The organism is Seonamhaeicola algicola, assembly GCF_007997385.1.
Taxonomy (GTDB): Bacteria; Bacteroidota; Bacteroidia; order Flavobacteriales; family Flavobacteriaceae; genus Seonamhaeicola; species Seonamhaeicola algicola.
This window is the reverse complement of record NZ_VOSC01000005.1, coordinates 1-25,378: the sequence shown is the minus strand read 5'-3', so window position 1 is coordinate 25,378 and position 25,378 is coordinate 1. Positions and strand designations below refer to the sequence as shown.

The window sequence follows — 25,378 nt, the reverse complement described above, 5'->3', positions numbered from 1 at the left end:
CAAATTGTGACGTTTCAAGACTTAAATTTAAACACAGCTTTATTTAATGCCTTAGATGATTTAGGCTTTACAACACCAACACCTATTCAAGCCGAAGCTTTCAACGTAGTAAGCTCTGGTAGAGATGTGGTTGGTATTGCGCAAACGGGTACCGGTAAAACATTTGCTTACATGTTACCTATTTTAAAAAATTTAAAGTTTTCAAAACAAGAAAACCCTAGGGTTTTAATTTTAGTACCAACAAGAGAATTAGTAGTACAAGTTGTTGAAGAAATTGAAAAACTATCAAAATACATAAACAATAGAGTTTTAGGTGTATATGGCGGCACAAATATTAACACACAAAAACAAGCTATTGCGCAAGGTTTAGATATTTTAGTAGCCACACCTGGTAGGTTGTATGATTTGGCTTTGAGCCGTGTATTACAACTAAAATCTATTCAAAAATTAGTAATTGATGAAGTTGACGTAATGTTAGACTTAGGGTTTAGGCACCAACTTATTAATATTTTTGACTTACTACCTGAACGCCGACAAAACATCATGTTTTCTGCAACCATGACACAAGATGTTGATGAACTTATAACTGATTTTTTTAAAAACCCAGAACGAATTTCTATAGCTGTTTCTGGTACACCTCTAAATAATATTTCACAAAACAAATACAACGTTCCAAACTTTTACACCAAAGTAAATTTATTGGTACATCTTTTAAATGATATCGAAACCTTTAATAAGGTATTAATTTTTGTAGCTTATAAACGAATGGCAGACCGTTTATTTGAAAAATTAGATGAACACTTTAAGGAAGAATTATGTGTAATTCATTCTAACAAAACACAAAACTATAGGTTACGAAGTATTGAACAGTTTAGAGAAGGCCACAATAGAATTTTAATAGCTACCGATGTTATGGCACGCGGGTTAGATATTGATAACGTATCACATGTTATAAATTTTGATACTCCAATATATCCTGAAAATTACATGCACCGCATTGGTAGAACTGGTAGAGCTGAACGTAAAGGGACAGCATTAGTATTTTCTACTGAAAAAGAACAAGAAGCTATTGAAAACATTGAGACTTTAATGAATATGGAAATTCCTTTGGTTGAAATACCAGAAATAGTTGAAATTTCTACAGAATTAATTGAAGAAGAACGCCCACAAATACGAGAACGTAACAACCCTACTAAAAGAACAGATGAAGATGCTCCTGGGCCTGCTTTTCATGAAAAAAAAGATAAAAACAGAAAAGAAAACTTAGGTGGTAAATACCGACGAGAAATTGCTAAAAAATATAAAAAGCCCAAAACACGTGGTGATAAAAATGCTAACCGAAGAAAAAAACGCTAAAAACTCCTAACCGTAATGAAATTAAAACTATTTACATACTTTGCTTTTTTTATAATTATAAGCAATAACACTAACGCTACAAATGAACCAAAATGGGGCGCAAAAGGCCACAGAGTTGTTGGCGAAATTGCTAGTAAATACTTGAAAAACAAAACTAAAAAAGCCATAAAAAAAATACTTAACAGAGAGTCTTTAGCTTTTACTTCAACATTTGCCGATGAAATAAAATCGGACCGCAGATATGATGCATTTTACACATGGCATTACATTAATATGCCTATGGACGCCGATTATGATGCCACCAAACGTAACCCTAAAGGCGATTTAGTTAGTGGTATTGAGCAATGTATTTCGGTAATTAAAAGCAAAACATCAAGTAATGAAGACAAAGCATTTTACTTAAAATTACTCATACATTTAATTGGAGATTTGCACCAACCTCTACACATTGGTTTAGCTGAAGATAAAGGCGGAAACGATTTTAAAGTACAATGGTTTTATAAAGACTCTAACCTTCATAAAGTTTGGGATACCGAAATGATTGAACATTATGGCATGAGCTATTCTGAACTTGCAGATAATGCTAGTTACTTACCTAAAGAAACCATTAAAAACATACAAAAAGGCACAATTATAGATTGGGTTAACCAAACACACAAGCTCACTAAAGAGATATACAATAACGTATCACCAAATGCCAATTTAAAGTACAGTTATTCATACCAAAACTTCAACACAGTAAGATCGCAATTACAAATTGCAGGAATAAGACTTGCTAAGATTTTAAACACTTTGTTTTAAACAAAATATAACTTAGTTTTATTTAAAAATACCTTGCTTTTCTTTTGCAAGTTTAGGTGCCCAAATTTTAACATCGTCAAATCTGCCAACATCATCAAAAGATCCTAAACCTATATATCCTGATTTAAAATGCTTATCTGAAGCTTGCATTATGGGTGTTGTGTTGTCATCAAAATAAATTTGAATTAAACCACTAGCTACATTTCTAACAACCCTAACTGTATGCCATGAGTTTTCTGTGCCCCAATTAGTTCCATCTGTTCTTTGTTTTGCAATACTTACTCGTGGTGCATCATTCACAATAAAAATACTATTTGCATGATTATCTGCCTTTGATGCAATATGTGTGTAATAAAAATTTGAAGCATTTTTAAACCCAAAAATTAAACATAAATCTCTGTGCGGGTATTCACGCCCATTTTGATTCATTTTAACTTCTAAAATAAAATCTTCAACATTTATAGTTTTAAGTAATGCTATATTGAATGGCGAACGCACTAAAGGCTTATAGTTACTTTGCATAAAAAGCTCTAAAAAGCTATTATTACTTTTTTTGGCAACGCGCCAAACCTCAGCATCGGTCATTTCAAAATCTTGTATTGCTTGAGGCTGTTCAAAGTTTTGGGCATACACTAGTTTATAATTTGAAGGTATAGTTGCCTGTGCATGTGCCGTAAAACAAGCTATTAAAACTAAAATTAAAGATGTAGTAAACTTCATTTGAAACAATTTTATGGTTTATGAAATTAATGTTTTATGTGAAGAAATAAAAAAATCCCCCTCTAAATTAATAGAGAGGGAATTATAGAGAGTCTTTCAAATTACAAAAAGTAACCAACCAAATTTTAACCCTAACTTAAAGCTATTTTTGCACTTTTACTTGACTCTCTGTAATATCTTTTATTGGTATTATTAATTTACCTTCGGGTGTTTTTAAAGTAATACACATATTATCTATGGCCTCAACTTCACCCTTAATATCTTTAAATTCAATTATTTGACCAACCTCATACGTTTTACGGGCATAAAATGTTTTTAATAAATCGCCCACAACTTTTTGAGCGCCTAAACCAAACGCTAATGCAAAAGCAAATAATAATGCACCTAATATTAACGTTAAATTGCTGGTTATTATTTCGGTATCAACACCTGCTTGATTTAAAGCTGTAATTGATGTGAAAATTAAAATGATAAAAAATACTATTTGGCTTAGCATTTTTCCTCCAGATAAATCCATTGATTCAAAAAACGATTTTAGCGCATTTTTTATGGTATTGGCTAAAATTAAACCTATGGTAAAAATTACTAAAGCTGCAAATAATTGAGGTAAATAACCTAATAAATCACTTATTTGTTGTGATATCATGGTAAGATTTAAAATATCTGACACCATGATAATGAGCATGATATACATGACCCATTTAACAAAATTTGATACTATTTTTACGGTATTGAAATTTAATTTCTTGCCTTCAACTATTTCAATTTCATTTAGTTTATCATCAAGCTTATCTGCTTTAGCTATTTTTAAAGCTTTTTTAATTAGTTTAACTACTAATTTTGTAACAATTAAACCTACAATCAGTATTATTAATGCCCCAATAATACTTGGAAACATTTTAGTTATTTCTAACCACATAGCTCTTAAAGATTCCATAGCTATGTTTTTATATTCAGTTACTTTGTTCATGTTATTAAATTAAGTTAAGGGTTATTTTTTGGTATTTTTATCTCTTTGATTAATAACAGACTCTATAATATCGCCAATGTTGTATGAGAATAGAGCAGCCAATTCCATTAGCAATTTTGCCATGGCAATATCATTCATAACCTTCCCTTTAAGTTCTTTTGGAACTTCTTTTAGGGGTGTATTTACGTATTTAAATGGATTATCCATTGTACAATTCGTTATAAACGGTTATTAATTTATCTTTTGCTCGTTTAATTCTCATTTTAACGGCACTCTCACCAATACCTAAAGCACTTACTAAATCTTTTATAGAAAGCCCATCTTGGTATTTAAGTAGCAGTATCATTTTTTCATCGGGTGAAATTTCTTCTAAAGCTACTTTTAATTGCTCAACCTTCATATTAACAAAACTGTTGTCGTCATCATCTTCTTCTGATACATTTTCAATATCAGCATAATCAACAGCTTGTTTTTCAAACTTTTTAGCTGTATTTCTGGTTACAAAATTAACACAATGGTTGTATGTGAAGGCATATAACCATGTTGAAAATTTTGAGGTTCCTTTAAAGCTTGCTAATTTAACAAAGAGTTTTAAAAATACATCTTGTGTTAAATCTTTAGCTTCATCTTCATCTTTTGCAAACCCATAACATTTATTATACACCAGGTGTGAATACCTGTCGTACAGTATTTCAAAAAGCAATGTATCATTGTTTTTAACAATTGCTTTTACCAAATCCTCATCGGATAGCTTATTAATGTTTTTTAGGGTTTTCAAAATTTAGCTTACAGCCATTTGGTTTGTTATGAGTTAAGACACTTGTTTTTATTATAGGTCACTTATTATTTATAAAATTTTATTTTTTTTTAAAATAATTTGAAAAAGGATTGTTAAGCCTCCTTTTTATTGCCAAATATTTTTTTTCTGAAACTACTAAAAAGTGCTACTGCGCCAATGGCTATAAATTTCCAGAATTTTAATATTACTGCAAAAAAGCCTGCTTTTGCCAATATTTTACCAGCAATTAAACCACCTATGCCATACGCTGCAACTTGGTCTATATCTGGATTAAAATCTGAATAACGGTTTCCTGGAGTAAACTCTACACTTTTAATAATTTTATCTCTATCTGAATTAAAGTTTTCAAGCATTGAAATATCTCCAATAGCATTTAAGTTAAGATACCCTTTGCGGCCCAAAACACGAATATTGTAGTTTAGTGTGTTTACATCGGCATCATCAAACTTAAGTTCTTTAGCCCAGTGTAATTTTTTATTTTCTTGGTCATAGTAAGGTGCAGATGCCCAACCTACAAGTTGTACTGTAGGGTAGCCAAGTTCTTTACGTTCGGTGTTTGTGGCATTTGTATCTTCTTGCATTTCTTCAAGTAAATCATCATAATCTAAATCTTCAGCATCTTCATCATCAATGTAACCTTCTTCAGCATAATCAATTTCAACACAAAATGTAAAATTATCGTGCATTGGTGTCATGTCTTCAGGAAATAATAATCCCATAGATTCACTTGGTGGATTCCCCCATAAATCGGTTAAAACGCGCTGACTTTGTTGGCTATCTAGAAACTTAAAGCCATTAGGCACATGTAATGTTGCTAAACCTTCACCTAATTCTATGGTGCCAGTTTGGTAAGTAAACGATTTGTTTATACTATCTAAAACAAAGGCATAACGGGCTTCTTTTAGCGCTAAAGAATCTACAGTTTCTTGCGAAAAAGCATACATACTAGTAATAAATAGTACAGAAAATAACAGTTTTTTCATGTTGTTGAATTGAAAATGGTTAGTACTAAGGTTTTATAAAAAACCTCTTATTCAAACCTACGAATTTTCTTCACAAAAAAGAACTGTTGTTATATTTACTTATTAAAAAATTATTTTTTAAAATGTTTGGCATAACCTCTATACCCAAAGTAACCAAGTAATGCTACAAACCCTATTGCAATTGCTATGGTTTGAAAACTTGCTATTTGTTGGCCAGATTGGTATGAATGCAAACCAGACAGGTAGAAATTAACACCAAAATATGTAAATATTATAAATGAAATTGCTATTACAGAACAGAAATTAAACATCCAACGGCCGCGTAAACCGGGTATTAAACGCATATGAATTACAAAAGCATATATCATGATGCTAATAAGTGCCCATGTTTCTTTTGGATCCCAACCCCAGTAACGGCCCCAACTTTCATTAGCCCACATGCCTCCTAAAAAGTTACCAATGGTAAGCATAACTAAACCAACTGTTAAAGCCATTTCATTAATAATGGTAAGTTCTTTAATATTTAAGTCCATTTTAGCCTTGTTTTTGGTATTGGTAACCGCCATTAAAAATAATGATACTACCCCTAAAACCATACCTAATGTAAATGGTCCATAACTAGCAACAATTACTGCTACATGAATCATTAACCAATAACTATTTAATACGGGTTGTAAGTTGGCTATTGAAGGATCCATCCATTGCCAATGCGCAATCATTAACAACATAGCTGTAACAAAGGCTGCTGCTGCAATTGTTAAGTTTGATCCTGATTTATTTAAACTTAAAACTGAAGTTCCTTTTTTCCTACTTACTCCTGTAATTAAACCAAACAACATGGTAGACCATGCTACGTAAATCATAGACTCATAAGCATCACTCCAAGGTGCATGACCGGAAACATACCAACGCATTATTAAGCCACCTAAATGCACAAAAAATAATGCAACAATAGTCCATTTAAAAAAGGTAATTAAAACACTAACTACTTTACTTTTATCTTTAAATATTTGAACTATTAGTAATATAAACATTAAAGCCCCCGCATACATATACCAACTAAATAGTTTTTTAAAAATATCGTATTTGTTGTAAAGAACTTCGGCGTGAATTTTATCATCACTTAGCATAACGTCACTACCATATTTATGCTGCGTTTTTTTAAAGGCTTTAAGAAGTTTTTCAGCTTCAGAAAAATTACCCGATTGTTTTGCATTATTAAGCGTATATAAATAGGCTTGAAATCCGTTTTTTATGAAATTTCCATATAAAGAATCTTGTATTTTATGCTGACCAAATTTATAGTCATATGATGAAATCCATGTGTTTTTTTCATCATTAGGCACAGGAAACAAACGTAACGAAGCACCCTCAACAGTATTATATAAAAGGTTTACACGTTTATGAGCTTCTTGTAATTCTTTTTGATAACCATTTGGTGTGTTAGTACTAAAAGCATCTTCTAAATACGGTTCTAATTTATAGGCGCCTCTATCAGTAAAAAAATCGGCTAAGGCTACGTATTTATCATCTATACTTGTGCCAATTATATGCCTAATGGTATCTGCTTTCTTTTTAGCTAAATAAATAACAGGTACGTTATACCAAAGCCTTGGACTTTCTTGCATTGATAAGAAAATTTGATGCGCATCAAAACCTTCATAAGTATCTAATTTACTTATTTTACGAAGCATTTCTGAGGCATAAGTGCTTACAGGTTTCATACGTCCATCTAAATCTTGAATTACCAAATGTGCAAAATCTTCGGCATGTGCTTTTGGTGTAATATTAGCTGCCAAAATAGAGTCTATTTGCGCTTTAGATGGCTTAGTTTGAGCAGCCGCATGCGTATTATGATTATGTTGTTCATGCTCATCAACATGCGGTGTTTCTTGTGAAAAACCTGCTAATGCTAAACTTAAAGCCAAAACTGTTAATAGCTTAGTTTTCTTTTCTTTTACTTTGTTTAGTTGCTTTCTTAAATCTGAAAAACGAGTACCTTTTAAAAACAAAATGGCCATTAAACCAATGTATAACATAAAATATCCAATGTAGGTGAATAAAGTACCCCAATAATCATGATTTACAGACAGAATTGTACCACTTTCATCTGGAAAAAAACTAGATTGAAAGAACCTATACCCTTTATGGTTTAAAATATTGTTCATGTAAATTTTATAGTCAAAACTACCTGCTTCTTCGTCAATTACTGTAACTTGACTTGAGTATGCCGAATTAATATCAGACCCTGGAAACTTATCTGCTTTAAAATCATTCAACTTTATACTAAAAGGCAACTCTAAAACTTTTGCACCGTACTGAAAGGCAAAGTCTAAACCTCCAACTTGTATTTGCTTGAACGGGCGAGACATACCTTGTCCGCCTAAAACACCAATACGCTTAGTTTCTCCGTTAGTTGTTACTTTTAACACAATACCATCTTCATCATTTTTTAGTACTTGTGGTTTTTTAACCACATCAAAAACACCTTTTACAACGGGCTTAGGAAACACCATTTGCATGTTACCAATACTATATAATGAGCGTAATTTTAAGGGCTGAATACTATCTTTTACCAACGTACCTTGTTCTTGGGTAGCCATGGTCATGTATGTGCCTTCAAAAGGCGACTCTATTGATAAAGCATTGTTTTCAAAATACAAATTTACAGCACCTTTAGCAGGATTGTTAAGTGTAAAAATAACATTATGTATACTGGCTTGTTCGCCTACTTTTAAAAAATGATTATGGGCTCCACCACCGCCAGATTCTACTATTTTTAAATAAGATTCGCCGTTTTCATTAGGTATAACATCTTCTTCAGCACCTACAATAAATTTTTCTAGTTCAATAGTAACAGGTTGTTTGTTATATTGCGTTTCAATTTTAAAATCATTTTGTAACCTTTTAGAAAAATCTACTTCATGTTGCAATGGTAAACGTTGTTGAACACCGTTAATTTCGTAATCACCATCAATGTATGCAGTAACGTACGTTTTTTGTGAAAGAAATGTGTTTTCTGTACCGCCTTCAGGTATAGACATCATACCTTCAAAACTTATATATCTGGTTATAAAAGCACCTAAAAAAATGAAAATGAAGGCCAAATGTAGTAATAAAACCGACCATTTTTCTTTTTTGTAAAGTCTGTATCTAAAAATATTTCCTGCAAAGTTAACTACAAAAAGCCCCATAATTGCTTCAAACCACCAAGCATTATAAATTAGGTTTCTTGTATATGGTGTTGGTGATGTTTCTTGGCCTGCATCTAGAAAAGTACCTGCTATCATTGCAGCAGCAAAAACAATAAATAAAGTACCTGTAAGACGTGTTGAAAATAGAATATTAGCGAGTTTTTTTTGCATAATTATAACCCTTTTTTAAGGTTGTGCAAATTTACATATTTATGTTTAGTTTATTATGTTAAAGTTTGCTTAAAGCGTACTACTTTAGGCTAATTTTTAAAGTTTGAATAGCAACCTTATAAAATTATTAAACAGTACGTGCTTGATAAATATTCATGTAAAGAAACGTGCTCATTTTTCGGGCGCGCCTTTTGGCATTTTCTGCATAATCGCCTTCAAAAAGAGTATCAACCGTTTGTAACCAAAGGTTTAACCAAATACCAAAATGCATTTGGGTTATACTGTTATTATTAATTTTATCAACGGTAATATGCGCTTTTAAAGGGTTGCCATAATATTTAGTTTTTAAAAACAGGCTAGACTCCCAAAAGCTGGTTAAATTTTGTAAATGAGCATCCCAATCTTTTATAGATTCATTAAAAAAAGGAGCTAATGTTTCGTTATTCCTTACTTTCTTATAAAATGAATCTACTAATAAGAATACATCATCTCTGGTTTTAATATCAGTTTTTTTCATGATTAACAAAGATACAGCAATACGGTTTTATATTAGCTATTATTAATTATTTTTGCTACATGATTACAGTAACTATTTTAGGTGCAGGCAACGTTGCCACCCATTTATATAAAGCCTTTACAAAAGCTAACAATGTAACTGTTAGCCAATGGTATAACCGTAGTTTAAAACCTTTAAACCACTACAAAAATGAGGTTGATATAACTGATGATTTAAACCATTTAAAAGAAGCCGATGTTTATATTTTAGCGGTTAGTGATGATGCCGTGGCTGAATTATCGGAAAAATTACCCTTTGAAAATAAAATTGTAGTACATACATCAGGCAGTGTTAATGTGCATGATTTAGATAAAAAACACAATCGTGGTGTATTTTACCCTTTACAAAGTTTTAGTAAAACGGCGCAACTAGATTTTGCTAATGTGCCTATTTGTATTGAAACAGTAAACAAACCCGATTACCACATACTTAAAGCTCTTGCTTTAGCCATTGGTAGCCCTGTTAAAAAAGTAAATAGTGACCAAAGACAAGTATTACATTTAGCAGCTGTTTTTGTTAATAATTTTACTAACCAATTGTACAGAATTGGTCATGAAATTACTGAAAGCGAAGGTGCCGAATTTGATTTACTAAAACCTTTAATTTTAGAAACTGCTAAAAAAATACAAGATTTATCGCCATACAAAGCACAAACTGGTCCTGCTAAACGCAATGATAAAAAAACCTTAAAAAAACACTTAAGTATTTTGAATAACCAAGACCACAAGGCTATTTACAATTTACTTACCAAATCTATTCAAAAAACACACAATGGAAGATAAAAGCTATAAAGAATACCTAGAGAATATTAACACCTTTATATTTGATGTTGATGGCGTTTTAACCGATGGTAGTGTTACTGTTATGACTAATGGCGATATGCTTAGAACCATGAATATTAAAGATGGTTATGCCCTAAAAACAGCTGTTGATGCTGGTTTTAATGTTTGTATTATTTCGGGCGGATCAAACGAAGGTGTGCGCAAACGTTTAGAAGGTTTAGGTATAAAAGATATTTTTTTAGGCGCCCACAATAAAATTGAACAACTTAATACTTACACCAAAAATAAAAATGTTAACTTAGAAAACGTACTTTATATGGGTGATGATATTCCAGATTACCCTGTAATGAAACTAGTAGGTTTACCGTGTTGCCCACAAGATGCCGTTCAAGAAATAAAAGGTATTTCAAAATACATTTCGCATAAAAGTGGCGGTAAAGGTGCTGTACGTGATGTTATTGAACAAGTGCTGAAAATTCACAACAAATGGTACGGTAATTTTCATGCTAAGTATGATTAATTAAAAACCAACAAAGTATTGGCTAGAAATAAAAGAAGACATACCACCGGTTTTGGTTACATTGGTTTTGGCAATAACCAAAATGTGTTTAACCAAAGTACAAACCGCGCGTTTTCATCATTAAAAGAAAAATTAGATGATGAAACGCATTATCATTTCAAATTAAATTTCACGCACCATACACTTACAAAAGCCGAAAAACAGCTTATTAAAGATAAAATACGAAACGATGAAAAAATAAGAACCCGCAAAACTATTTTGGGTTTTTTAATTGTTTTTAGCCTCATTTTAGGGGTAATTATTTATCTAATAAACAGTGTAATGTCTTATTTATAATGCTTTAAAATGCCATTGCTAAAGCTTATTCGTTGGAAAAACCTCATCATAATTGCCTTAGTGCAATTACTCATTAAATATGCTTTTTTACATCCGCTAGGTGCAGCTACAAGTTTAAATGCTATTGGTATTTCCTCATTAATATTTGCAACTATTTTTATAGCAGCTGCGGGTAATATTATTAATGATATTTTTGATGTTGAAACCGACTTAATTAACAAACCTAATAAAGTAATTATAGGCAAACAAATACCAGAAAAAACAGCCTATACCCTATGTATTGTTTTCAATTGTATTGGCGTTGGCTTAGGCTATTACACATCATTTTTGGTTGGCAAACCAGCTTATTTTTCATTGTTTGTAGTCATTTCAATGTTACTTTACATGTATGCTAGCTACCTAAAACAAACACTATTAATTGGTAACATTGTTGTTTCGTTATTAGTAGCGCTAAGTGTTTTAATTGTGGGCGTTTTTGATTTACTACCTGCCACTAACAACAATAACTCGCTACTACAATTAGTATATTTTAAAACTATTGTAAACTATGCTATTTTTGCTTTTTTAATAAACTTACCACGCGAAATTGCTAAAGATATTGAAGATGTTAACGGCGATTTTAAAGCAGGTATGAATACCTTGCCCATTGCCATTGGCAGAACACGTGCTAACAACCTACTATTTGCTGTAACCTTAGTCCTCATTTTAGCTCTAACGTATTACATAGTTTACAAAATATATGAACATGAAATTTTAGTAACATACTTTATAATAGCGGTTTTAGCACCTTTAATTTATACTGCCATTAAAATATTTAATGCAAAAACTAAAAACCATTTTACACACATAAGCAATATGCTTAAAATAGTTATGCTTTTAGGCATGCTTTCATTACTTTTATACGCCTATGCTTAACGAAAAACTAAAAAACTACCACATAATTCTAGCTTCGGGTTCACCAAGAAGACAAGCCTTTTTTAAAGATTTAAATTTAGATTTTGAAATACGCCTAAAACCTGTTAAAGAAGAATACCCCAATAGGCTAACACATTTTGAAATTAGTAACTATTTAGCGCAATTAAAAGCCTTACCGTTTAAAAACGAGTTAAAACAAAACGATATTTTAATTACAAGTGATACCATTGTGTGGCACAACAATAAAGCCTTAGGCAAGCCTAAAGATGCACAAGATGCGTATGCCATTTTAAAATCTTTAAGCAACCAAACGCATGAGGTTATAACATCGGTTTGTTTTACTTCAAAAACGTTTGAAAAAACACTTTACAGCATAACAAAAGTAACCTTTAAAGCACTTACCGATGATGAAATTTGGTATTACATAAACACCTGTAAGCCTTTTGATAAAGCTGGTGCTTATGGCATACAAGAATGGATTGGTGAAATAGCTGTAACCAACATTGAAGGCTCATTTTTTAATGTTGTTGGTTTACCAGTTCATCTTGTTTATAAAACGTTAAATGACATTGCCAACAGCCAATAACTTTGTATTTTTAAGTCTAAAACACTTAAAATGAAAGTCTTTTTTCAATTTGTAATAATTTGTTTGTGTTTAAACGCATGCAATAAACAACCCAAAAACAAAATATTAGCCAATAATATAACTTCTGAAGTTGAAAAAGAACCACAAAAGCTATCAGATGATTTTAAAAACTATTGGTATAAAGGTGAAGCCGAAATAACATCATACGCTTTAGAGCAAGCCCGCTATGGCGAAATTAGGCAAGGACATGCCGTTTTAATTTATGTTACCGAAGATTTTTTACCCAAAGCACAAGTAAAAGCCAACAACCAAAACCCTAATAATATTCCTGTTTTAAAATTAAATGCTACAAAAAGTTTTAACACAGGCATATATCCGTACACAATAATGCAAAGTGTTTTTTATCCTGTTTCAAACAATAAACACGCTATAAAAGTATCAAGTTCTATGCAAGAATGGTGTGGCCATGTGTATGCACAATTAAACAATAGAAATGATTTTGAAATAACATCGCATTCGTATTTTGAAGGTGAAGCCGATAAAAATTTCACACTAGAAAAAGCCGTTTTAGAAAATGAATTATGGGTACAACTTCGTATAAACCCTAAAACGTTACCAACCGGAAATATTAATAGTATTCCTGCTTTTGAATACACCAGAATGCGCCATATTCCTATTAAAGCTTACAAAGCTACAGCTACCTTAAAAACAAATAGTTATACTATAAGTTATCCGGAATTACAACGCCAATTAACCATTAATTTCAATAGTAATTTTCCATTTGAAATTTTAAGTTGGACAGAAACATTTAAAAGCGGGTTTGGTACAAATGCACAAACACTTACAACCAAAGCCACAAAGCTAAAAACCTTAAAATCTGATTATTGGAATAAAAACCAAAATAAGCACGAAATTCTTAGAGATACGCTATTTTTAAATTAAAATAATTTAAGCTTCTGCTGTATCTTTGCATAAAATAATTTGTATGTTTTTTACTAATTACAAACATGAACTTATAGCATCTGGCATACTATTAGCTTCGCTTTTAGTTGTTAGGTTTATTGCTAATTTCACTATAACTAAAGTTGCCGAAAAAAATAGCATTAATTTAGCTAGAATAAGGCTAATGCGTAGGTATGTTACTGTTACTTTACTTTTAATTGCTTTACTAATTGAAGCGTTTATACTTGGTGCAGAATTTAAAGATTTAGCACTAGTTTTTACATCAGTTTTCACCATACTTGGTATTGCGCTTTTTGCCATTTGGTCTATTTTAAGCAATGTAACATCTGGTATTATTATGTTTTTTAATTTTCCGTATAAAGTGGGTGATAAAATTGAAATTCATGATAAAGATTTTCCTGTAACTGCTATTATTGAAGACATACGTTCTTTTCAATTACACTTGCGTTTAGAAAATGGCGATTTAGTTACTTACCCCAATAACTTAATGCTTCAAAAAGCCGTAACACTTGTACAAAAAGATGCTATTGAAGAAATAGAATATGATGATGGTTCAGATTTAGTTTAAAATCTACCGCTTAAATTATGGCAAGAAAACGTTTATACCGCTCTAAAAAAAAATTAGGACAAATACCTGGCACAGTTGTTTACACCGGTGAACGCTCAAAAGAAAAACTATCTTTAGAAGCTTTTGATTTTGATAAAGACTCCTTTACCGAAAAGCAACTTGCTACTATTGAAGATTGTTTTGACTACAAAAACACCAACACTGTTAGTTGGGTTAATTTAAACGGCCTAAACCATGTTGAAGCTATTGAAAATTTGGGTAAACATTATGATATTCATCACTTAGTTTTAGAAGATATAGTAAACATTGCACAACGCCCAAAGGTTGATGATCATCAAACCTATTTGTTTGTGGTTTTAAAAATGTTGTATTACAACAATAACAATCAATTAGTATCTGAACAAGTTAGCTTTATACTTGGTAAAAATTATGTATTTACATTTCAAGAAGCTGAAGGCGATGTTTTTGATCCTATAAGAGACCGCATTAGAAATGCTAAAGGTAGAATACGAAACATGCAAGCCGATTACCTTTTATATACACTAATTGATGCTATTGTTGATCATTATTTTAGCATTATTGAAATTTTAGGCGATAAAATTGAAGACCTAGAAACCGATGTATTTACCAACAAAACCAGTGACGATTTAAGTATTCAAATACAAGATTTAAAACGCGAAGTTTTACGCGTTAGGCGCGCTGTATTTCCGCTTCGCGACATCATTAATAAAATAGAAAAAAATGATACCGCTTTAATTAACAGCAAAACCATACATTATTTTAAAGATGTGTATGATCATTTAACACAAGTATCTGAAAATATAGAGCTACACCGCGAAGTTATTGGCGGTTTAATGGGCATGTATTTAACCAGCATAAGTAATAAAATGAATGAAGTTATGAAAGTGCTTACCATTATGGCTTCAATTTTTATTCCTTTAACCTTTATAGCCGGCGTTTACGGTATGAACTTTGCTTACATACCAGAGCTACAATACAAATATGCTTACTTTGTTTTTTGGGGCGTTATGGTGGTGCTTTTTTTAATACTACTTTACTATTTTAAACGAAAAAAGTGGCTATAAACGCAATAATTACAGCATAGTTTTTTATACTTCACTACAATAATTTATGTCAAAATGACACATAAAGGCAACACAATTTAATTACTTTCATTTGGTATATTTTTTGAAAATATCAATACAAAACCATGTATAATTAAAAAAAAATATAAAAAGATGGAAACGCTAAAAATTATTCCCTTGTTTTGTCTGTTATTTTTTAATTGTTCAGCACAAACCAAGAAACCCACTGAAACAGAAAACAAACCAAAAGAAAACATTACAGTAAACAAAGAGTTTGATGAATTTGGAAACTTAAAACGTTATGATTCTGTTTACTCCTACAGTTATTCTTCGCATGAAAAATTAAATGATAGCTTACATCAAAAATTTAGTAAGCTTTTATCTGAAAACTCAATTTTTAAAGATTCGTTTTTTGAAGATTTTTTTAATGAAGATTCCGCTGCAAACAACTTCAAGCATCCTAAGTTCTTTTTTAATCAATTTGAAAATAACAACACCCATATAAATAACATGATGAAATATATGGATTCTATACAGCAACAATTTTTTAATTACGGTAATGCACCGTTAATTCCTGCAGAGCCAGAAAAAACAATTCATAAATACTCAAAAAAAATATAAAAAGGCTTATTTAAAATTTCAATAAACCGTTAAATAAAATTTAAAACCAGCCCAAGCGCTGGTTTGTTTTTTATATTTGGCTAAGCAAAAAAATACATCATGCCAAAACGCATAGCACTATTCTTTTATATATTATTATGTAGTAGCGTATTAAAAATAAACGCTCAAAAACCACAAACACCTTCAGCATCAAAAATTTATGAATCTATTCAAAAGCTAAACTTTTTAGGTTCTGTATTGTATGTTGCTGCTCACCCCGATGATGAAAATACGCGGTTAATTGCTTACATGGCTAACCAAGTAAAAGCACGTACAGCCTACCTTTCATTAACACGTGGTGATGGCGGACAAAACCTTATTGGGCCAGAAATTAGAGAACTTTTAGGTGTTATAAGAACCCAAGAACTACTAGCAGCAAGACGTGTTGATGGTGGCGAGCAAATATTCTCTAGAGCCAATGATTTTGGTTACTCAAAACACCCAGAAGAAACCCTAGCTATTTGGGACGAACAACAAGTGTTAAGTGATGTTGTTTTGGCCATTAGAAAGTTTAAACCCGATGTAATTATAAATAGGTTTGACCACAGAACACCAGGCACAACACATGGGCACCATACAACTTCGGCAGTGTTAAGTTTTGAAGCTTTTGATTTAGCTGCCAATAAAAATGCGTTTCCTGAATTATTACAACACACAAGTACTTGGCAACCTAAACGCTTGTTTTTTAACACCAATTGGTGGTTTTATGGTAGCCAAGAAAAATTTGATAAAGTAGACAAAAGTAATATGCTACATTTTGATATTGGTGTGTATTATCCGTTAAAAGGTTTGTCTAATAATGAGGTGGCTGCACTTGCTAGTAGCCAGCATTTATGCCAAGGATTTGGCAGATTATCACAACGCGGATCGCAAGAAGAATACATAGAATTAATTAAAGGCGAACGTGTTGAGAATAACGATATTTTTTCGGGCATTGATACGTCTTGGAACAGAGTTAAAGGCGGCAAAGCCATTGGAGCTATTTTATATGAAATTGAAAATAACTTCAATTTTACAAATCCTTCAGCACATTTACCTGCATTAATTAATGCATACAAACTGCTTCAAGATATAGAAAACCAACATTGGAAAGCTATAAAAACTAAAGAACTCAAACACATTATTCAAATGTGTGCGGGTTTATACTTAGAGGCATCGGCATCAACACCTACTATTGCAGCCAACAACAGTATTAAAATAGATATTGAAGCTGTAAACAGAAGTACTGTAAACATGTTACTTAAAAGCATTTCTATTACCCCATTAAACCAAATAGAAAACACCGATATTTTACTTCAAAATAATAAAAAATTCAATTACACATTTAGTAGTTTAATACCTGAAAATACTGCAAGCACCAATGCTTATTGGCTAAACGAAAAAGGAAGTTTAGGTATGTACAAGGTTGATGACAAAACCATTATTGGAAACCCCGAAACCAAAAGAGCGCTGCAAGCTAATTTTGTAGTAGATTTTGATGGTTACAGCATTAATTTTGAAAAAGATGTTGTGCACCGTTACTCAAAACCAGATAAAGGTGAATTGTACCGCCCATTTGAAATTATTCCTGAAGCATCGGCAAAAATTTCTGAAAAGGTTATCATTTTTAACAATAACAAACAACATGATATTTCTGTAATTGTAAAAGCCGGAAAAGATGATTTAGAAGGTCATGTAGAGGTTTGTCACCCTGATGGGTGGAGCGTTTACCCTAAAAACCAAAAAGTCACTATAAAACACAAAGGCGAAGAACAAACACTAGTATTTACAATAATTCCACCTAAAAATGAAAGCGAAGGTTTTATTAGCCCTATTGTTCATGTTGGAAATAAAAGTTTTACTAAAGAATTAATAGATATTAGTTATGACCACATACCACACCAAACCGTTTTATTGCCTAGTGAAAGCAAAGTTGTTAGGTTAGACATTAAAAAACGTGGTGAAAACATTGCGTATATTCAAGGTGCTGGCGATGTGGTTCCTGAAAGTTTAGAGCAAATTGGTTACAATGTTCGTGTTATTAAAACTGAAGCTGTAACAGCCGAATTATTGAGTAATTTTGATGCTGTTGTTGTTGGTATTAGAGCTTACAATACTTTAGATGATTTAGATTTTAAACAACAAACACTATTTGATTTTGTAGCTAAAGGCGGTAATATGATTGTGCAGTACAATACTTCGCACAGATTAAAAACCGAACAGTTAGCGCCTTATAATTTAACGTTATCACGCGATAGAGTAACCGATGAAAATGCTGAAGTTACGTTTTTAAATCCGCAGCATGAGGTGTTAAACTTTCCTAATAAAATAACACAACAAGATTTTGATGGATGGACACAAGAACGTGGTTTATATTTCCCAAGTGCTTGGGGAAAAGAATTTACACCTATTCTATCAATGCATGATAAAAACGAAAGCCCTAAAAGCGGCAGTTTATTAGTAGCTAAACATGGTAAAGGCTACTACATTTACACAGGTTTAAGCTTTTTTAGAGAGTTTCCTGCGGGTATTTCGGGTGCTTACAGATTGTTTGCTAATATGCTCTCTTTAGGAAAAGAAAACTTAAAACCAGAAGAAGCTACACTAAAACACTAATTATGCAAGAAAACAACCAACCTAAACAACCTTGGCTTAAGTTATATTCTTTAGTTTTAATAGCTAATGCTGTATATTTCATACTGTTTTATTTAATAATGAAAGCCTTTTAATATGCAATTAAGTTGGATAGATTGGACGGTTTTAAGCATTACACTATTTTTAATAGTTGCTTACGGCACTTGGCAAACAAGAGGAAGTAAAAACGTAAAAGATTACTTAAGAGGCGGTAACAAATCAAAATGGTGGACTATAGGTTTATCTGTTATGGCTACACAAGCCAGTGCTATTACATTTTTATCAACACCTGGTCAGGCTTTTAATGACGGTATGGGCTTTGTACAATTTTACTTTGGCTTACCTATAGCTATGGTAGTAATTTGTATGGTTTTTATTCCGTTGTACCACAAGCTAAAAGTTTACACCGCTTATGAATTTTTAGAAAGCAGATTCGATTTAAAAACCAGAACTCTAACCGCTATTTTGTTTTTAATTCAGCGTGGTTTAGCTGCAGGCATCACTATTTTTGCTCCTGCAATAATTTTATCGGTTGTGTTGGGCTGGGATTTATTAACACTAAATATTTCAATTGGGCTACTGGTAATAATTTATACGGTTTCTGGCGGTACGCGTGCTGTTAACGTTACACAAAAGCATCAAATGGTAGTTATTTTCTTTGGTATGCTAACAGCCTTTTTTATAATTTTTAGTAAACTTCCTGAAGGCATTACCTTTAGCAAAGCTTTAAGTATTGCTGGTGCTAGCGGAAAAATGGAAATATTAGATTTCTCTTTCAGCTTAAATAACAGATACACATTTTGGAGTGGTATTATTGGCGGTACGTTTTTAATGTTATCATATTTTGGTACAGATCAAAGTCAAGTACAACGTTATCTATCGGGTAAATCTGTTAAAGAAATGCAATTAGGGTTAATTTTTAATGGTTTATTAAAAGTGCCCATGCAATTTTTTATTCTTTTAGTGGGCGTTATGGTATTTGTTTTTTACCAATTTAATAAAGCGCCTATTAATTTTAATCCTACAGCTACTGAAATTGTTTTAAACTCAGAATATGCCAATGAATACAAAGCTTTACAAGTAGAACAAGACAAAATTTTTAGTGATAAACAAACACTTATAAAGGGGTTTATTGACGGTGAGAACCCTAAAGCTGAAGCGTATTTATCTATAGCCAATAAAGCACATAATGAATTACGCGAAGAAGCCAAAGTTTTAATTAATAAAGCAGGAAACACACAAGATGTTAAAGTAGAAAGCAATGATAAAGATTACGTTTTTATTCATTTTATTTTGAATAATTTACCGCGCGGACTCATAGGTTTGCTTTTAGCTGTAATTTTAAGTGCTGCCATGTCTAGTACAGCCAGTGAATTAAATGCTTTAGGCTCTACCACAACCATAGATTTATACATTAGAAACACAGGTAAAAAAACCGAAGCACAAAAAGTTAAAGCCTCGCGTTGGTTTACATTTGCTTGGGGTATTTTGGCTATTGGTGTGGCTTGTGTTGCTAATCTTGCCGAAAACTTAATTCAGTTAGTAAATATTATTGGCTCTATTTTTTATGGTAATGTTTTAGGCGTATTTTTATTAGCTTTCTTTTTTAAATTTGTTAAAAGTAATGCCGTATTTTTTGGCGCTATTATTACCCAAATTTTAGTAATTGCGCTTTATTTTTTAAATGAATACCATATTATTAATCTCCCATTTTTATGGCTAAATTTTGTAGGTTGTTTAATTGTAATAATCATAGCCATATTGCTTCAAATATTTAGTATAAATGATTACAGAACAGCACAAAACCATTAATTGGGGTATTATTGGCTTAGGTAGTATTGCCAATAAATTTGCAACAGATTTATTAACCATTAAAGATGCTAAATTGTATGCTGTTGCCTCTAGAAATCAACAAAAAGCTAATGCTTTTGCTAATAAATACAAGGCTACAAAAGCCTATGATAACTATGAAGCTTTAGCAAACGATAAAAATATTGATGCAGTATATATTGCTACACCCCATGCTTTACACAAAGAAAACACGCTACTTTGCCTAGAGCATGGTATTGCTGTTTTATGCGAAAAACCTTTTGCTATGAACATTGGCGAGGTGCATGAAATGATTACTAAAGCCAAAGAAAAAAATGTACTTTTAATGGAAGCATTGTGGACGTATTTTTTACCACATTACCAGTATGTTGCTAACTTAATTAAAAGTGAAACTTATGGCAAACTTTTAAAACTTGAAGCCGATTTTGGTTTTTACCGTGCTTTTAATAATAACTCAAGGCTTTTTAATAAAGCTCTTGGTGGTGGCAGCTTACTAGATATTGGCATATACCCTATTTTTGCTGCTTTATCTACACTTGGTAAACCAAATGATATTATTGCTAATGCTTCTTTTTTTAATAATGGCGCAGATTCATCTTGCCACATAACCTTTATTTACAATAACAATATTACAGCATCATTAAAAAGTACTTTAATTGAAGATACTAAAACCGAAGCTGTTTTTTATTGTGAAAAGGCTACCGTTAAAATAAACACGCAGTTTCATAAACCAACAACTGTATCTATTTTTAAAGATGGTAAAGAAACCGTTAAAGATTTTAATTACAATACTATAGGCTATAATTTTGAAGCAATACATTTTAACAACTTAATTAGAGCTGGTAAAACTGAAAGTGATATTATGACTTTTGAGTTTAGCCAACAACTTATATTGCTGCTTGATAAAGTTAGAAACATTATAAACTTAGAGTATTAGTTTTATTGAAGTGAAAAAATTAGGAAAAGAATAATTAGTAAGCGCTTATTACATGTGGTAATAAAACAACACCACAAACACGTGCGTTAGCGATTGCAGCGATAGCTTTTAGTGAGGCACGAGCTAAAACTACAAGCGGAAAGCGCGACCCTTTGGGTAACGCCCTTATTAAAAATAAAAAAGCGAAACTTAATAAGTTTCGCTTTTTACATAAAGTGCTTAAATAGTAATTATTTAATGTTTTTTATAATGCGCCCCATTGTTTTAAAACCTCTTCGTTTTTTCTAATGTAAGCATCGTATTTTGCGGCTTTTGCTAGTGCTAATGATGATTTTGCGGCTTCAATGGCTCCTTTTTTATCGCCTGCTTTAGCTTTTATTAAGGCTTGCTGATGTATTACCCAAAATTTAGGGTTTGCTTTATTCATTTCAACAGCTTTATCAATCCACTTTTCAGCAGTTTTAATGTCTTTATCAGACTCTAAATAATATACCGCAGATGCAAAATAATCATCGGCAGTTGGCCCATTCATTATACCATTAATGTTTGCTGTAACTTTAGCATCGGTTGGCACGGTGAATGGTACTGCTGCATATGATTTTTCCCAGATTATTTCTAAAACTGCGCTATCATTTTTTATGTTATTAATGTCTATTGCCATAGTTTCAACATTAAAAGGTACTTCATGCACTTCGGTTTTTGCTGTTGCAACTACTTTGCTGTCATCCCAATTTTGTGGTGTTCCCCAGTTATTAGTGTCTGCGTATAACATAATATCCCATTGTTTTGCAGAGTTAAGTTTAGTAAAAATAGCGTAAGTTCCAGCTTTTACGTTTTGTCCTGCAAAGGTTACATCATCACTAAAAGTAATTGTAGTGTTTTTATTGGCGCCTGTTCTCCATATAGTACCCCAAGGCTCTAAACCTCCAAAAATGGTTCTACCTTTTACACCTGGTCTTGAATATTCAATAGTTACATCTGTTAAACCTACTTTTTGTTTTAAAGTGGCAGACGGACTTGGTTGAGGCGTTTCAACTTGTGCATTTACAGCTGTTAATGTTGCAAATGCTACAAATAATAATACTAGCTTTTTCATTTGTTTTGATTGTTTATGTTCACTATTCAAAATTAACTATTAAAACGGCTGTATTTGTTAAGAAAACCTTAAAAAAATGTGCTTACAAACTAGTAGCAATAATCCTTTTGAAATATACTAAACCTAATTATAGAGTTTACTTATACAACTATATGATTTTTTGTTTATTGTTTTTAAAAAAACATTAAACATTTTGTATATTTGGAGTGTAAACGTGCTTTGGTTAGTACAATTTTTATTAAAACAGCACATAAAAAAGAACGCATGCAAAAAGAAAACATTGAAATTAAAAATGGTCATTTAAACGGTTTAACTATTGAAGATATTGGCGATGAGCATTTATTTACAGGTATTGAAACCCCTTTACGTAAAGACGCATTTAAACTAACTGATACCGAAAAAAAAGAGCGAATTGCCATACTTTTTGAAGAAATCATGCAAGTAATGGGCTTAGATTTAACTGACGACTCTTTAAAAGGTACACCACAACGTGTTGCTAAAATGTATATTGATGAAATTTTTTCTGGTTTAAACCCTGAAAATAAACCCAAAGTTGCATTGTTTGATAATAAATACCAGTACAACCAAATGCTGGTTGAAAAAAACATTACATTCTACTCAAACTGCGAACACCATTTTGTGCCAATAATTGGTAAAGCACATGTGGCTTATATTTCATCGGGTAAAGTTATTGGTTTATCTAAACTAAACAGAATTGTACAATATTACGCCAAAAGGCCACAAGTACAAGAGCGTTTAACTAACCAAATTGCAAACGAACTTAAAGCTACTTTAAATACTGAAGACATTGCTGTAATTATTGATGCCAAACATTTATGTGTATCATCTAGAGGTATAAAAGATGATACATCGGCAACTGTTACAGCATATTATGGTGGTAAATTTAACACAACCGAAAAAATTGTAGAATTACAAAACTATCTTAAAAATTAACACTATGGAATTAGAATTAATTAACAAAGCATTAGAGTTTGAACAACGTAAAATGAGAGGTTTATCTAATAGTGACAGAATAGAAATTTCTAGAGAAGCCAAAGCATTAATTTTAGATTTAAATAAAATTTACAAAACAAAAAAAGACCAGAAAATAATGGATATTATGAAACGCCTAACTACCATAAAACAAAAGGTAGAAAAGCGTTTAAAAGGTGCACCACTTGTTTAAAACAACTAGTACAAACTATGAAAATATATACGCTTCATAAAAAACAAAACCTTAAAACAACTGTAAATGAGGCTTGGGAGTTTTTATCTTCACCACAAAACTTAAAAACCATAACGCCAGATTATATGGGCTTTAACATACTTTCGGGCGCAGATAGACCCATGTATGCAGGCCAAATTATAGAGTATATTGTAACGCCTGTTTTAGGTATAAAAACCAAATGGGTTACAGAAATTACACATGTAATTGATAAACATTATTTTGTTGATGAGCAACGTTTTGGTCCATACGCATTATGGCACCACAAACATTTTATAAAAGAAATTGATGGTGGTGTTGAAATGGAAGACATTATACATTACAAAGTGCCTTTTGGTATAATTGGCCAACTAGTACAACCCATTTTAGTTAAACCCAAACTTGAAGAAATATTTAATTACAGAACAGAAAAGTTAGATGCACTATTTGGTTCATTTTAAATTAAACATTCATTAAAAAATGAGGCCTTTATCTATAAAATGTTAATATTAACCTAATTAAAAGGCTTTAAAATGTTAATTTGTTCGTTTTTACTATATTGCAAAAATTGAAAAATTAATAGTTGAACTTAAATGTAATTTGAATATGACACTGATAGATAAAGCTTTAGAATTTGAGCAACGTAAGCACACGTTTAAAACCACAAGCGAACGTATAGAATCTTCGCGCGAAGTAAAAGCACTTATTTTAGATATTAATGATGTTTACAAAGAAAATAAAGACCCTAAATTAATGGATATTATGAAGCGCTTAACGGCTATAAAGCAAAAAATAGAAAAGCGCTTAAAAGGGCGTTCATAATTTTTTATTGTTTAGTTTAGCTTAAAACATAATAACTATGAACACACAAGAAGTTGCCAATTTATGGGCAAAAATGTGTAATGAAAATAAACTTATTGAGTGTGCTGAAACACTTTATGCCAATACTATCATCTGTAAAGAAATGCCCGGTGGTACTGATGCCGAAATTACTACTGGTAAACAAAACGTTTTAAACAAAAGTTACCAATGGCTTGATACAGTTGAAACCATACACAGCTGCACCGTAACAACACCAGTTGTTGCTGGTAATTATTTTAGCAGTAAAATGTCTTTTGATGTTACTTTTAAAGATCGCGGACGCATACAAATGGAAGAAATTTGTGTTTTTGAAGTTAATAACGGACAAATTATTTTTGAACAATTTTTCTACACTGTTTAAAGAAGATTAAGAATTATTAAATACAAGCTGTTTATAAAGAGTTATACCAAAAACCTCTTATAAACAGCTTTTTATATTCAACTTCATTTTGAATTGTAAAATGTAAGGGTTATCTTTAAAGGTTATAATTTTCAAGCCCTTAAGAATATGAATGAAGTTAAACTTACACCTTTACACCATAATAACAGTGCACAAATAGCAGTAAGGTTTAAATACAACTATAATTTAAAAACGCACCTAAAAAAACTTGATGGTATAAAATGGAGTAATACCCATAAAGTATTTTACTTAAAATATTCTACTGAAAACAAACAGTTAATTTACGCACATTTAAGAGCTATAAACTGTTATGTAGATTATACCGAATTATCTGTTAAAAAAACAATTTCAACACCCGTTTTTACTGAAATTAAGCTTCCTACATTACGAGAACATCAGCAAACAGATTTATTAAAGTTTGAAAAATGGATGCAAGAAAAAAGGCTGAGTATAAACACTATAAATACCTATA

General features: G+C 31.5%; 27 protein-coding genes and 1 pseudogene. 20 read left to right on the top strand and 8 right to left on the bottom strand.

The features are described from left to right. Nucleotides 1–6 precede the first annotated feature (6 nt). Nucleotides 7–1,356, top strand: coding sequence for a DEAD/DEAH box helicase (locus FUA26_RS00160; protein ID WP_147130283.1), 1,350 nt, complete (start codon nucleotides 7–9; stop codon nucleotides 1,354–1,356). Nucleotides 1,357–1,371: 15 nt separating this feature from the next. Then, complete coding sequence (locus tag FUA26_RS00155; RefSeq protein WP_147130281.1) at nucleotides 1,372–2,157, top strand: S1/P1 nuclease; 786 nt, start codon at nucleotides 1,372–1,374, stop codon at nucleotides 2,155–2,157. A gap of 18 nt (nucleotides 2,158–2,175) precedes the next feature. On the opposite strand, the gene FUA26_RS00150 is transcribed toward FUA26_RS00155, so the two are convergent. From FUA26_RS00150 to FUA26_RS00120, 7 genes are all read right to left on the bottom strand, one after another. Continuing rightward, nucleotides 2,176–2,877, bottom strand: coding sequence for a hypothetical protein (locus FUA26_RS00150; RefSeq protein WP_147130279.1), 702 nt, complete (start codon nucleotides 2,875–2,877; stop codon nucleotides 2,176–2,178). Between the two features lie 142 nt (nucleotides 2,878–3,019). After that, nucleotides 3,020–3,847, bottom strand: a complete 828-nt coding sequence (locus FUA26_RS00145) for a mechanosensitive ion channel family protein (protein WP_147130278.1) — start codon at nucleotides 3,845–3,847, stop codon at nucleotides 3,020–3,022. Between the two features lie 21 nt (nucleotides 3,848–3,868). Then, nucleotides 3,869–4,054 carry a hypothetical protein gene (locus FUA26_RS00140; protein WP_147130276.1) on the bottom strand — a complete coding sequence of 62 codons (186 nt, stop codon included), beginning with the start codon at nucleotides 4,052–4,054 and terminating at the stop codon, nucleotides 3,869–3,871. Then, nucleotides 4,047–4,625, bottom strand: a complete 579-nt coding sequence (locus FUA26_RS00135; RefSeq protein ID WP_147130275.1) for an RNA polymerase sigma factor — start codon at nucleotides 4,623–4,625, stop codon at nucleotides 4,047–4,049. Before FUA26_RS00135 ends, FUA26_RS00140 begins: the two co-directional genes overlap by 8 nt. A 113-nt stretch (nucleotides 4,626–4,738) precedes the next feature. After that, the gene (locus tag FUA26_RS00130; protein WP_147130273.1) at nucleotides 4,739–5,629 is read right to left on the bottom strand and encodes a DUF2167 domain-containing protein; all 891 of its coding nucleotides are present in this window, start codon (nucleotides 5,627–5,629) and stop codon (nucleotides 4,739–4,741) included. Nucleotides 5,630–5,739: 110 nt separating this feature from the next. Further along, the gene (gene ccsA / locus FUA26_RS00125; protein WP_147130271.1) at nucleotides 5,740–8,994 is read right to left on the bottom strand and encodes a cytochrome c biogenesis protein CcsA; all 3,255 of its coding nucleotides are present in this window, start codon (nucleotides 8,992–8,994) and stop codon (nucleotides 5,740–5,742) included. Between the two features lie 127 nt (nucleotides 8,995–9,121). Next, a complete protein-coding gene (locus FUA26_RS00120; RefSeq protein ID WP_147130269.1) occupies nucleotides 9,122–9,511 on the bottom strand; it encodes a group III truncated hemoglobin in 390 nt (129 codons plus the stop codon). A gap of 59 nt (nucleotides 9,512–9,570) precedes the next feature. On the opposite strand from FUA26_RS00120, the gene FUA26_RS00115 reads away from it, so the two are divergent. From FUA26_RS00115 to FUA26_RS00060, 12 genes are all read left to right on the top strand, one after another. Beyond that, nucleotides 9,571–10,332 (top strand): Rossmann-like and DUF2520 domain-containing protein, encoded by a 762-nt coding sequence (locus FUA26_RS00115; RefSeq protein ID WP_147130267.1) that lies wholly within the window; start codon nucleotides 9,571–9,573, stop codon nucleotides 10,330–10,332. Next, entirely contained in the window at nucleotides 10,322–10,852 is a 531-nt protein-coding gene (locus FUA26_RS00110) for a KdsC family phosphatase (protein ID WP_147130266.1), read from the top strand. Before FUA26_RS00115 ends, FUA26_RS00110 begins: the two co-directional genes overlap by 11 nt. An 18-nt stretch (nucleotides 10,853–10,870) precedes the next feature. Continuing rightward, nucleotides 10,871–11,188: a hypothetical protein gene (locus FUA26_RS00105; protein ID WP_147130264.1), complete on the top strand. Its 318-nt coding sequence runs from the start codon at nucleotides 10,871–10,873 to the stop codon at nucleotides 11,186–11,188. Nucleotides 11,189–11,197: 9 nt separating this feature from the next. Further along, complete coding sequence (locus FUA26_RS00100) at nucleotides 11,198–12,103, top strand: geranylgeranylglycerol-phosphate geranylgeranyltransferase (protein WP_147130262.1); 906 nt, start codon at nucleotides 11,198–11,200, stop codon at nucleotides 12,101–12,103. After that, nucleotides 12,096–12,689 carry a Maf-like protein gene (locus FUA26_RS00095; RefSeq protein ID WP_147130260.1) on the top strand — a complete coding sequence of 198 codons (594 nt, stop codon included), beginning with the start codon at nucleotides 12,096–12,098 and terminating at the stop codon, nucleotides 12,687–12,689. Before FUA26_RS00100 ends, FUA26_RS00095 begins: the two co-directional genes overlap by 8 nt. Before the next feature lie 30 nt (nucleotides 12,690–12,719). Next, a complete protein-coding gene (locus FUA26_RS00090) occupies nucleotides 12,720–13,631 on the top strand; it encodes a septum formation inhibitor Maf (RefSeq protein WP_147130258.1) in 912 nt (303 codons plus the stop codon). 43 nt (nucleotides 13,632–13,674) lie between these two features. Further along, complete coding sequence (locus tag FUA26_RS00085) at nucleotides 13,675–14,220, top strand: mechanosensitive ion channel domain-containing protein (protein WP_147130256.1); 546 nt, start codon at nucleotides 13,675–13,677, stop codon at nucleotides 14,218–14,220. Nucleotides 14,221–14,237: 17 nt separating this feature from the next. Next, a complete protein-coding gene (gene corA, locus FUA26_RS00080) occupies nucleotides 14,238–15,305 on the top strand; it encodes a magnesium/cobalt transporter CorA (protein ID WP_147130254.1) in 1,068 nt (355 codons plus the stop codon). Nucleotides 15,306–15,458: 153 nt separating this feature from the next. Then, nucleotides 15,459–15,926 carry a hypothetical protein gene (locus tag FUA26_RS00075; protein WP_147130253.1) on the top strand — a complete coding sequence of 156 codons (468 nt, stop codon included), beginning with the start codon at nucleotides 15,459–15,461 and terminating at the stop codon, nucleotides 15,924–15,926. Nucleotides 15,927–16,025: 99 nt separating this feature from the next. Further along, entirely contained in the window at nucleotides 16,026–18,560 is a 2,535-nt protein-coding gene (locus tag FUA26_RS00070) for a PIG-L family deacetylase (RefSeq protein ID WP_147130251.1), read from the top strand. A gap of 114 nt (nucleotides 18,561–18,674) precedes the next feature. Further along, on the top strand, nucleotides 18,675–20,390 hold the full coding sequence (locus FUA26_RS00065; protein ID WP_147130250.1) for a sodium:solute symporter: 1,716 nt from the start codon (nucleotides 18,675–18,677) through the stop codon (nucleotides 20,388–20,390). Next, nucleotides 20,362–21,345, top strand: a complete 984-nt coding sequence (locus FUA26_RS00060; RefSeq protein ID WP_147130249.1) for a Gfo/Idh/MocA family protein — start codon at nucleotides 20,362–20,364, stop codon at nucleotides 21,343–21,345. Before FUA26_RS00065 ends, FUA26_RS00060 begins: the two co-directional genes overlap by 29 nt. Before the next feature lie 244 nt (nucleotides 21,346–21,589). On the opposite strand, the gene FUA26_RS00055 is transcribed toward FUA26_RS00060, so the two are convergent. After that, nucleotides 21,590–22,441: a DUF2911 domain-containing protein gene (locus tag FUA26_RS00055; RefSeq protein ID WP_147130247.1), complete on the bottom strand. Its 852-nt coding sequence runs from the start codon at nucleotides 22,439–22,441 to the stop codon at nucleotides 21,590–21,592. A 264-nt stretch (nucleotides 22,442–22,705) separates the two neighbouring features. Here FUA26_RS00055 and folE point away from each other — a divergent pair, with 264 nt between their 5' ends. From folE to FUA26_RS00025, 6 genes and pseudogenes are all read left to right on the top strand, one after another. Beyond that, nucleotides 22,706–23,395: a GTP cyclohydrolase I FolE gene (gene folE / locus FUA26_RS00050; RefSeq protein ID WP_147130245.1), complete on the top strand. Its 690-nt coding sequence runs from the start codon at nucleotides 22,706–22,708 to the stop codon at nucleotides 23,393–23,395. Between the two features lie 4 nt (nucleotides 23,396–23,399). Then, nucleotides 23,400–23,627, top strand: coding sequence for a hypothetical protein (locus FUA26_RS00045; protein WP_147130244.1), 228 nt, complete (start codon nucleotides 23,400–23,402; stop codon nucleotides 23,625–23,627). 17 nt (nucleotides 23,628–23,644) lie between these two features. Beyond that, a complete protein-coding gene (locus FUA26_RS00040) occupies nucleotides 23,645–24,106 on the top strand; it encodes an SRPBCC family protein (RefSeq protein ID WP_147130242.1) in 462 nt (153 codons plus the stop codon). A gap of 145 nt (nucleotides 24,107–24,251) precedes the next feature. Then, a complete protein-coding gene (locus FUA26_RS00035; RefSeq protein WP_147130240.1) occupies nucleotides 24,252–24,467 on the top strand; it encodes a hypothetical protein in 216 nt (71 codons plus the stop codon). Nucleotides 24,468–24,504: 37 nt separating this feature from the next. Next, nucleotides 24,505–24,867, top strand: a complete 363-nt coding sequence (locus tag FUA26_RS00030) for a SnoaL-like domain-containing protein (protein WP_147130238.1) — start codon at nucleotides 24,505–24,507, stop codon at nucleotides 24,865–24,867. 147 nt (nucleotides 24,868–25,014) lie between these two features. Beyond that, a pseudogene (locus tag FUA26_RS00025) lies at nucleotides 25,015–25,378 on the top strand (hypothetical protein); the annotation flags it as partial.

Bases quoted from the DNA above. Each gene is read 5' to 3' on its own strand.
- FUA26_RS00155 (WP_147130281.1), top strand. From the start codon at position 1,372: ATGAAATTAAAACTATTTACATACTTTGCTTTTTTTATAATTATAAGC.
- FUA26_RS00150 (WP_147130279.1), bottom strand. From the start codon at position 2,877: ATGAAGTTTACTACATCTTTAATTTTAGTTTTAATAGCTTGTTTTACG.
- FUA26_RS00145 (WP_147130278.1), bottom strand. From the start codon at position 3,847: ATGAACAAAGTAACTGAATATAAAAACATAGCTATGGAATCTTTAAGA.
- FUA26_RS00140 (WP_147130276.1), bottom strand. From the start codon at position 4,054: ATGGATAATCCATTTAAATACGTAAATACACCCCTAAAAGAAGTTCCA.
- FUA26_RS00130 (WP_147130273.1), bottom strand. From the start codon at position 5,629: ATGAAAAAACTGTTATTTTCTGTACTATTTATTACTAGTATGTATGCT.
- ccsA (WP_147130271.1), bottom strand. From the start codon at position 8,994: ATGCAAAAAAAACTCGCTAATATTCTATTTTCAACACGTCTTACAGGT.
- FUA26_RS00120 (WP_147130269.1), bottom strand. From the start codon at position 9,511: ATGAAAAAAACTGATATTAAAACCAGAGATGATGTATTCTTATTAGTA.
- FUA26_RS00115 (WP_147130267.1), top strand. From the start codon at position 9,571: ATGATTACAGTAACTATTTTAGGTGCAGGCAACGTTGCCACCCATTTA.
- FUA26_RS00110 (WP_147130266.1), top strand. From the start codon at position 10,322: ATGGAAGATAAAAGCTATAAAGAATACCTAGAGAATATTAACACCTTT.
- FUA26_RS00100 (WP_147130262.1), top strand. From the start codon at position 11,198: ATGCCATTGCTAAAGCTTATTCGTTGGAAAAACCTCATCATAATTGCC.
- FUA26_RS00095 (WP_147130260.1), top strand. From the start codon at position 12,096: ATGCTTAACGAAAAACTAAAAAACTACCACATAATTCTAGCTTCGGGT.
- FUA26_RS00090 (WP_147130258.1), top strand. From the start codon at position 12,720: ATGAAAGTCTTTTTTCAATTTGTAATAATTTGTTTGTGTTTAAACGCA.
- FUA26_RS00085 (WP_147130256.1), top strand. From the start codon at position 13,675: ATGTTTTTTACTAATTACAAACATGAACTTATAGCATCTGGCATACTA.
- corA (WP_147130254.1), top strand. From the start codon at position 14,238: ATGGCAAGAAAACGTTTATACCGCTCTAAAAAAAAATTAGGACAAATA.
- FUA26_RS00075 (WP_147130253.1), top strand. From the start codon at position 15,459: ATGGAAACGCTAAAAATTATTCCCTTGTTTTGTCTGTTATTTTTTAAT.
- FUA26_RS00070 (WP_147130251.1), top strand. From the start codon at position 16,026: ATGCCAAAACGCATAGCACTATTCTTTTATATATTATTATGTAGTAGC.
- FUA26_RS00065 (WP_147130250.1), top strand. From the start codon at position 18,675: ATGCAATTAAGTTGGATAGATTGGACGGTTTTAAGCATTACACTATTT.
- FUA26_RS00060 (WP_147130249.1), top strand. From the start codon at position 20,362: ATGATTACAGAACAGCACAAAACCATTAATTGGGGTATTATTGGCTTA.
- FUA26_RS00055 (WP_147130247.1), bottom strand. From the start codon at position 22,441: ATGAAAAAGCTAGTATTATTATTTGTAGCATTTGCAACATTAACAGCT.
- folE (WP_147130245.1), top strand. From the start codon at position 22,706: ATGCAAAAAGAAAACATTGAAATTAAAAATGGTCATTTAAACGGTTTA.
- FUA26_RS00045 (WP_147130244.1), top strand. From the start codon at position 23,400: ATGGAATTAGAATTAATTAACAAAGCATTAGAGTTTGAACAACGTAAA.
- FUA26_RS00040 (WP_147130242.1), top strand. From the start codon at position 23,645: ATGAAAATATATACGCTTCATAAAAAACAAAACCTTAAAACAACTGTA.
- FUA26_RS00035 (WP_147130240.1), top strand. From the start codon at position 24,252: ATGACACTGATAGATAAAGCTTTAGAATTTGAGCAACGTAAGCACACG.
- FUA26_RS00030 (WP_147130238.1), top strand. From the start codon at position 24,505: ATGAACACACAAGAAGTTGCCAATTTATGGGCAAAAATGTGTAATGAA.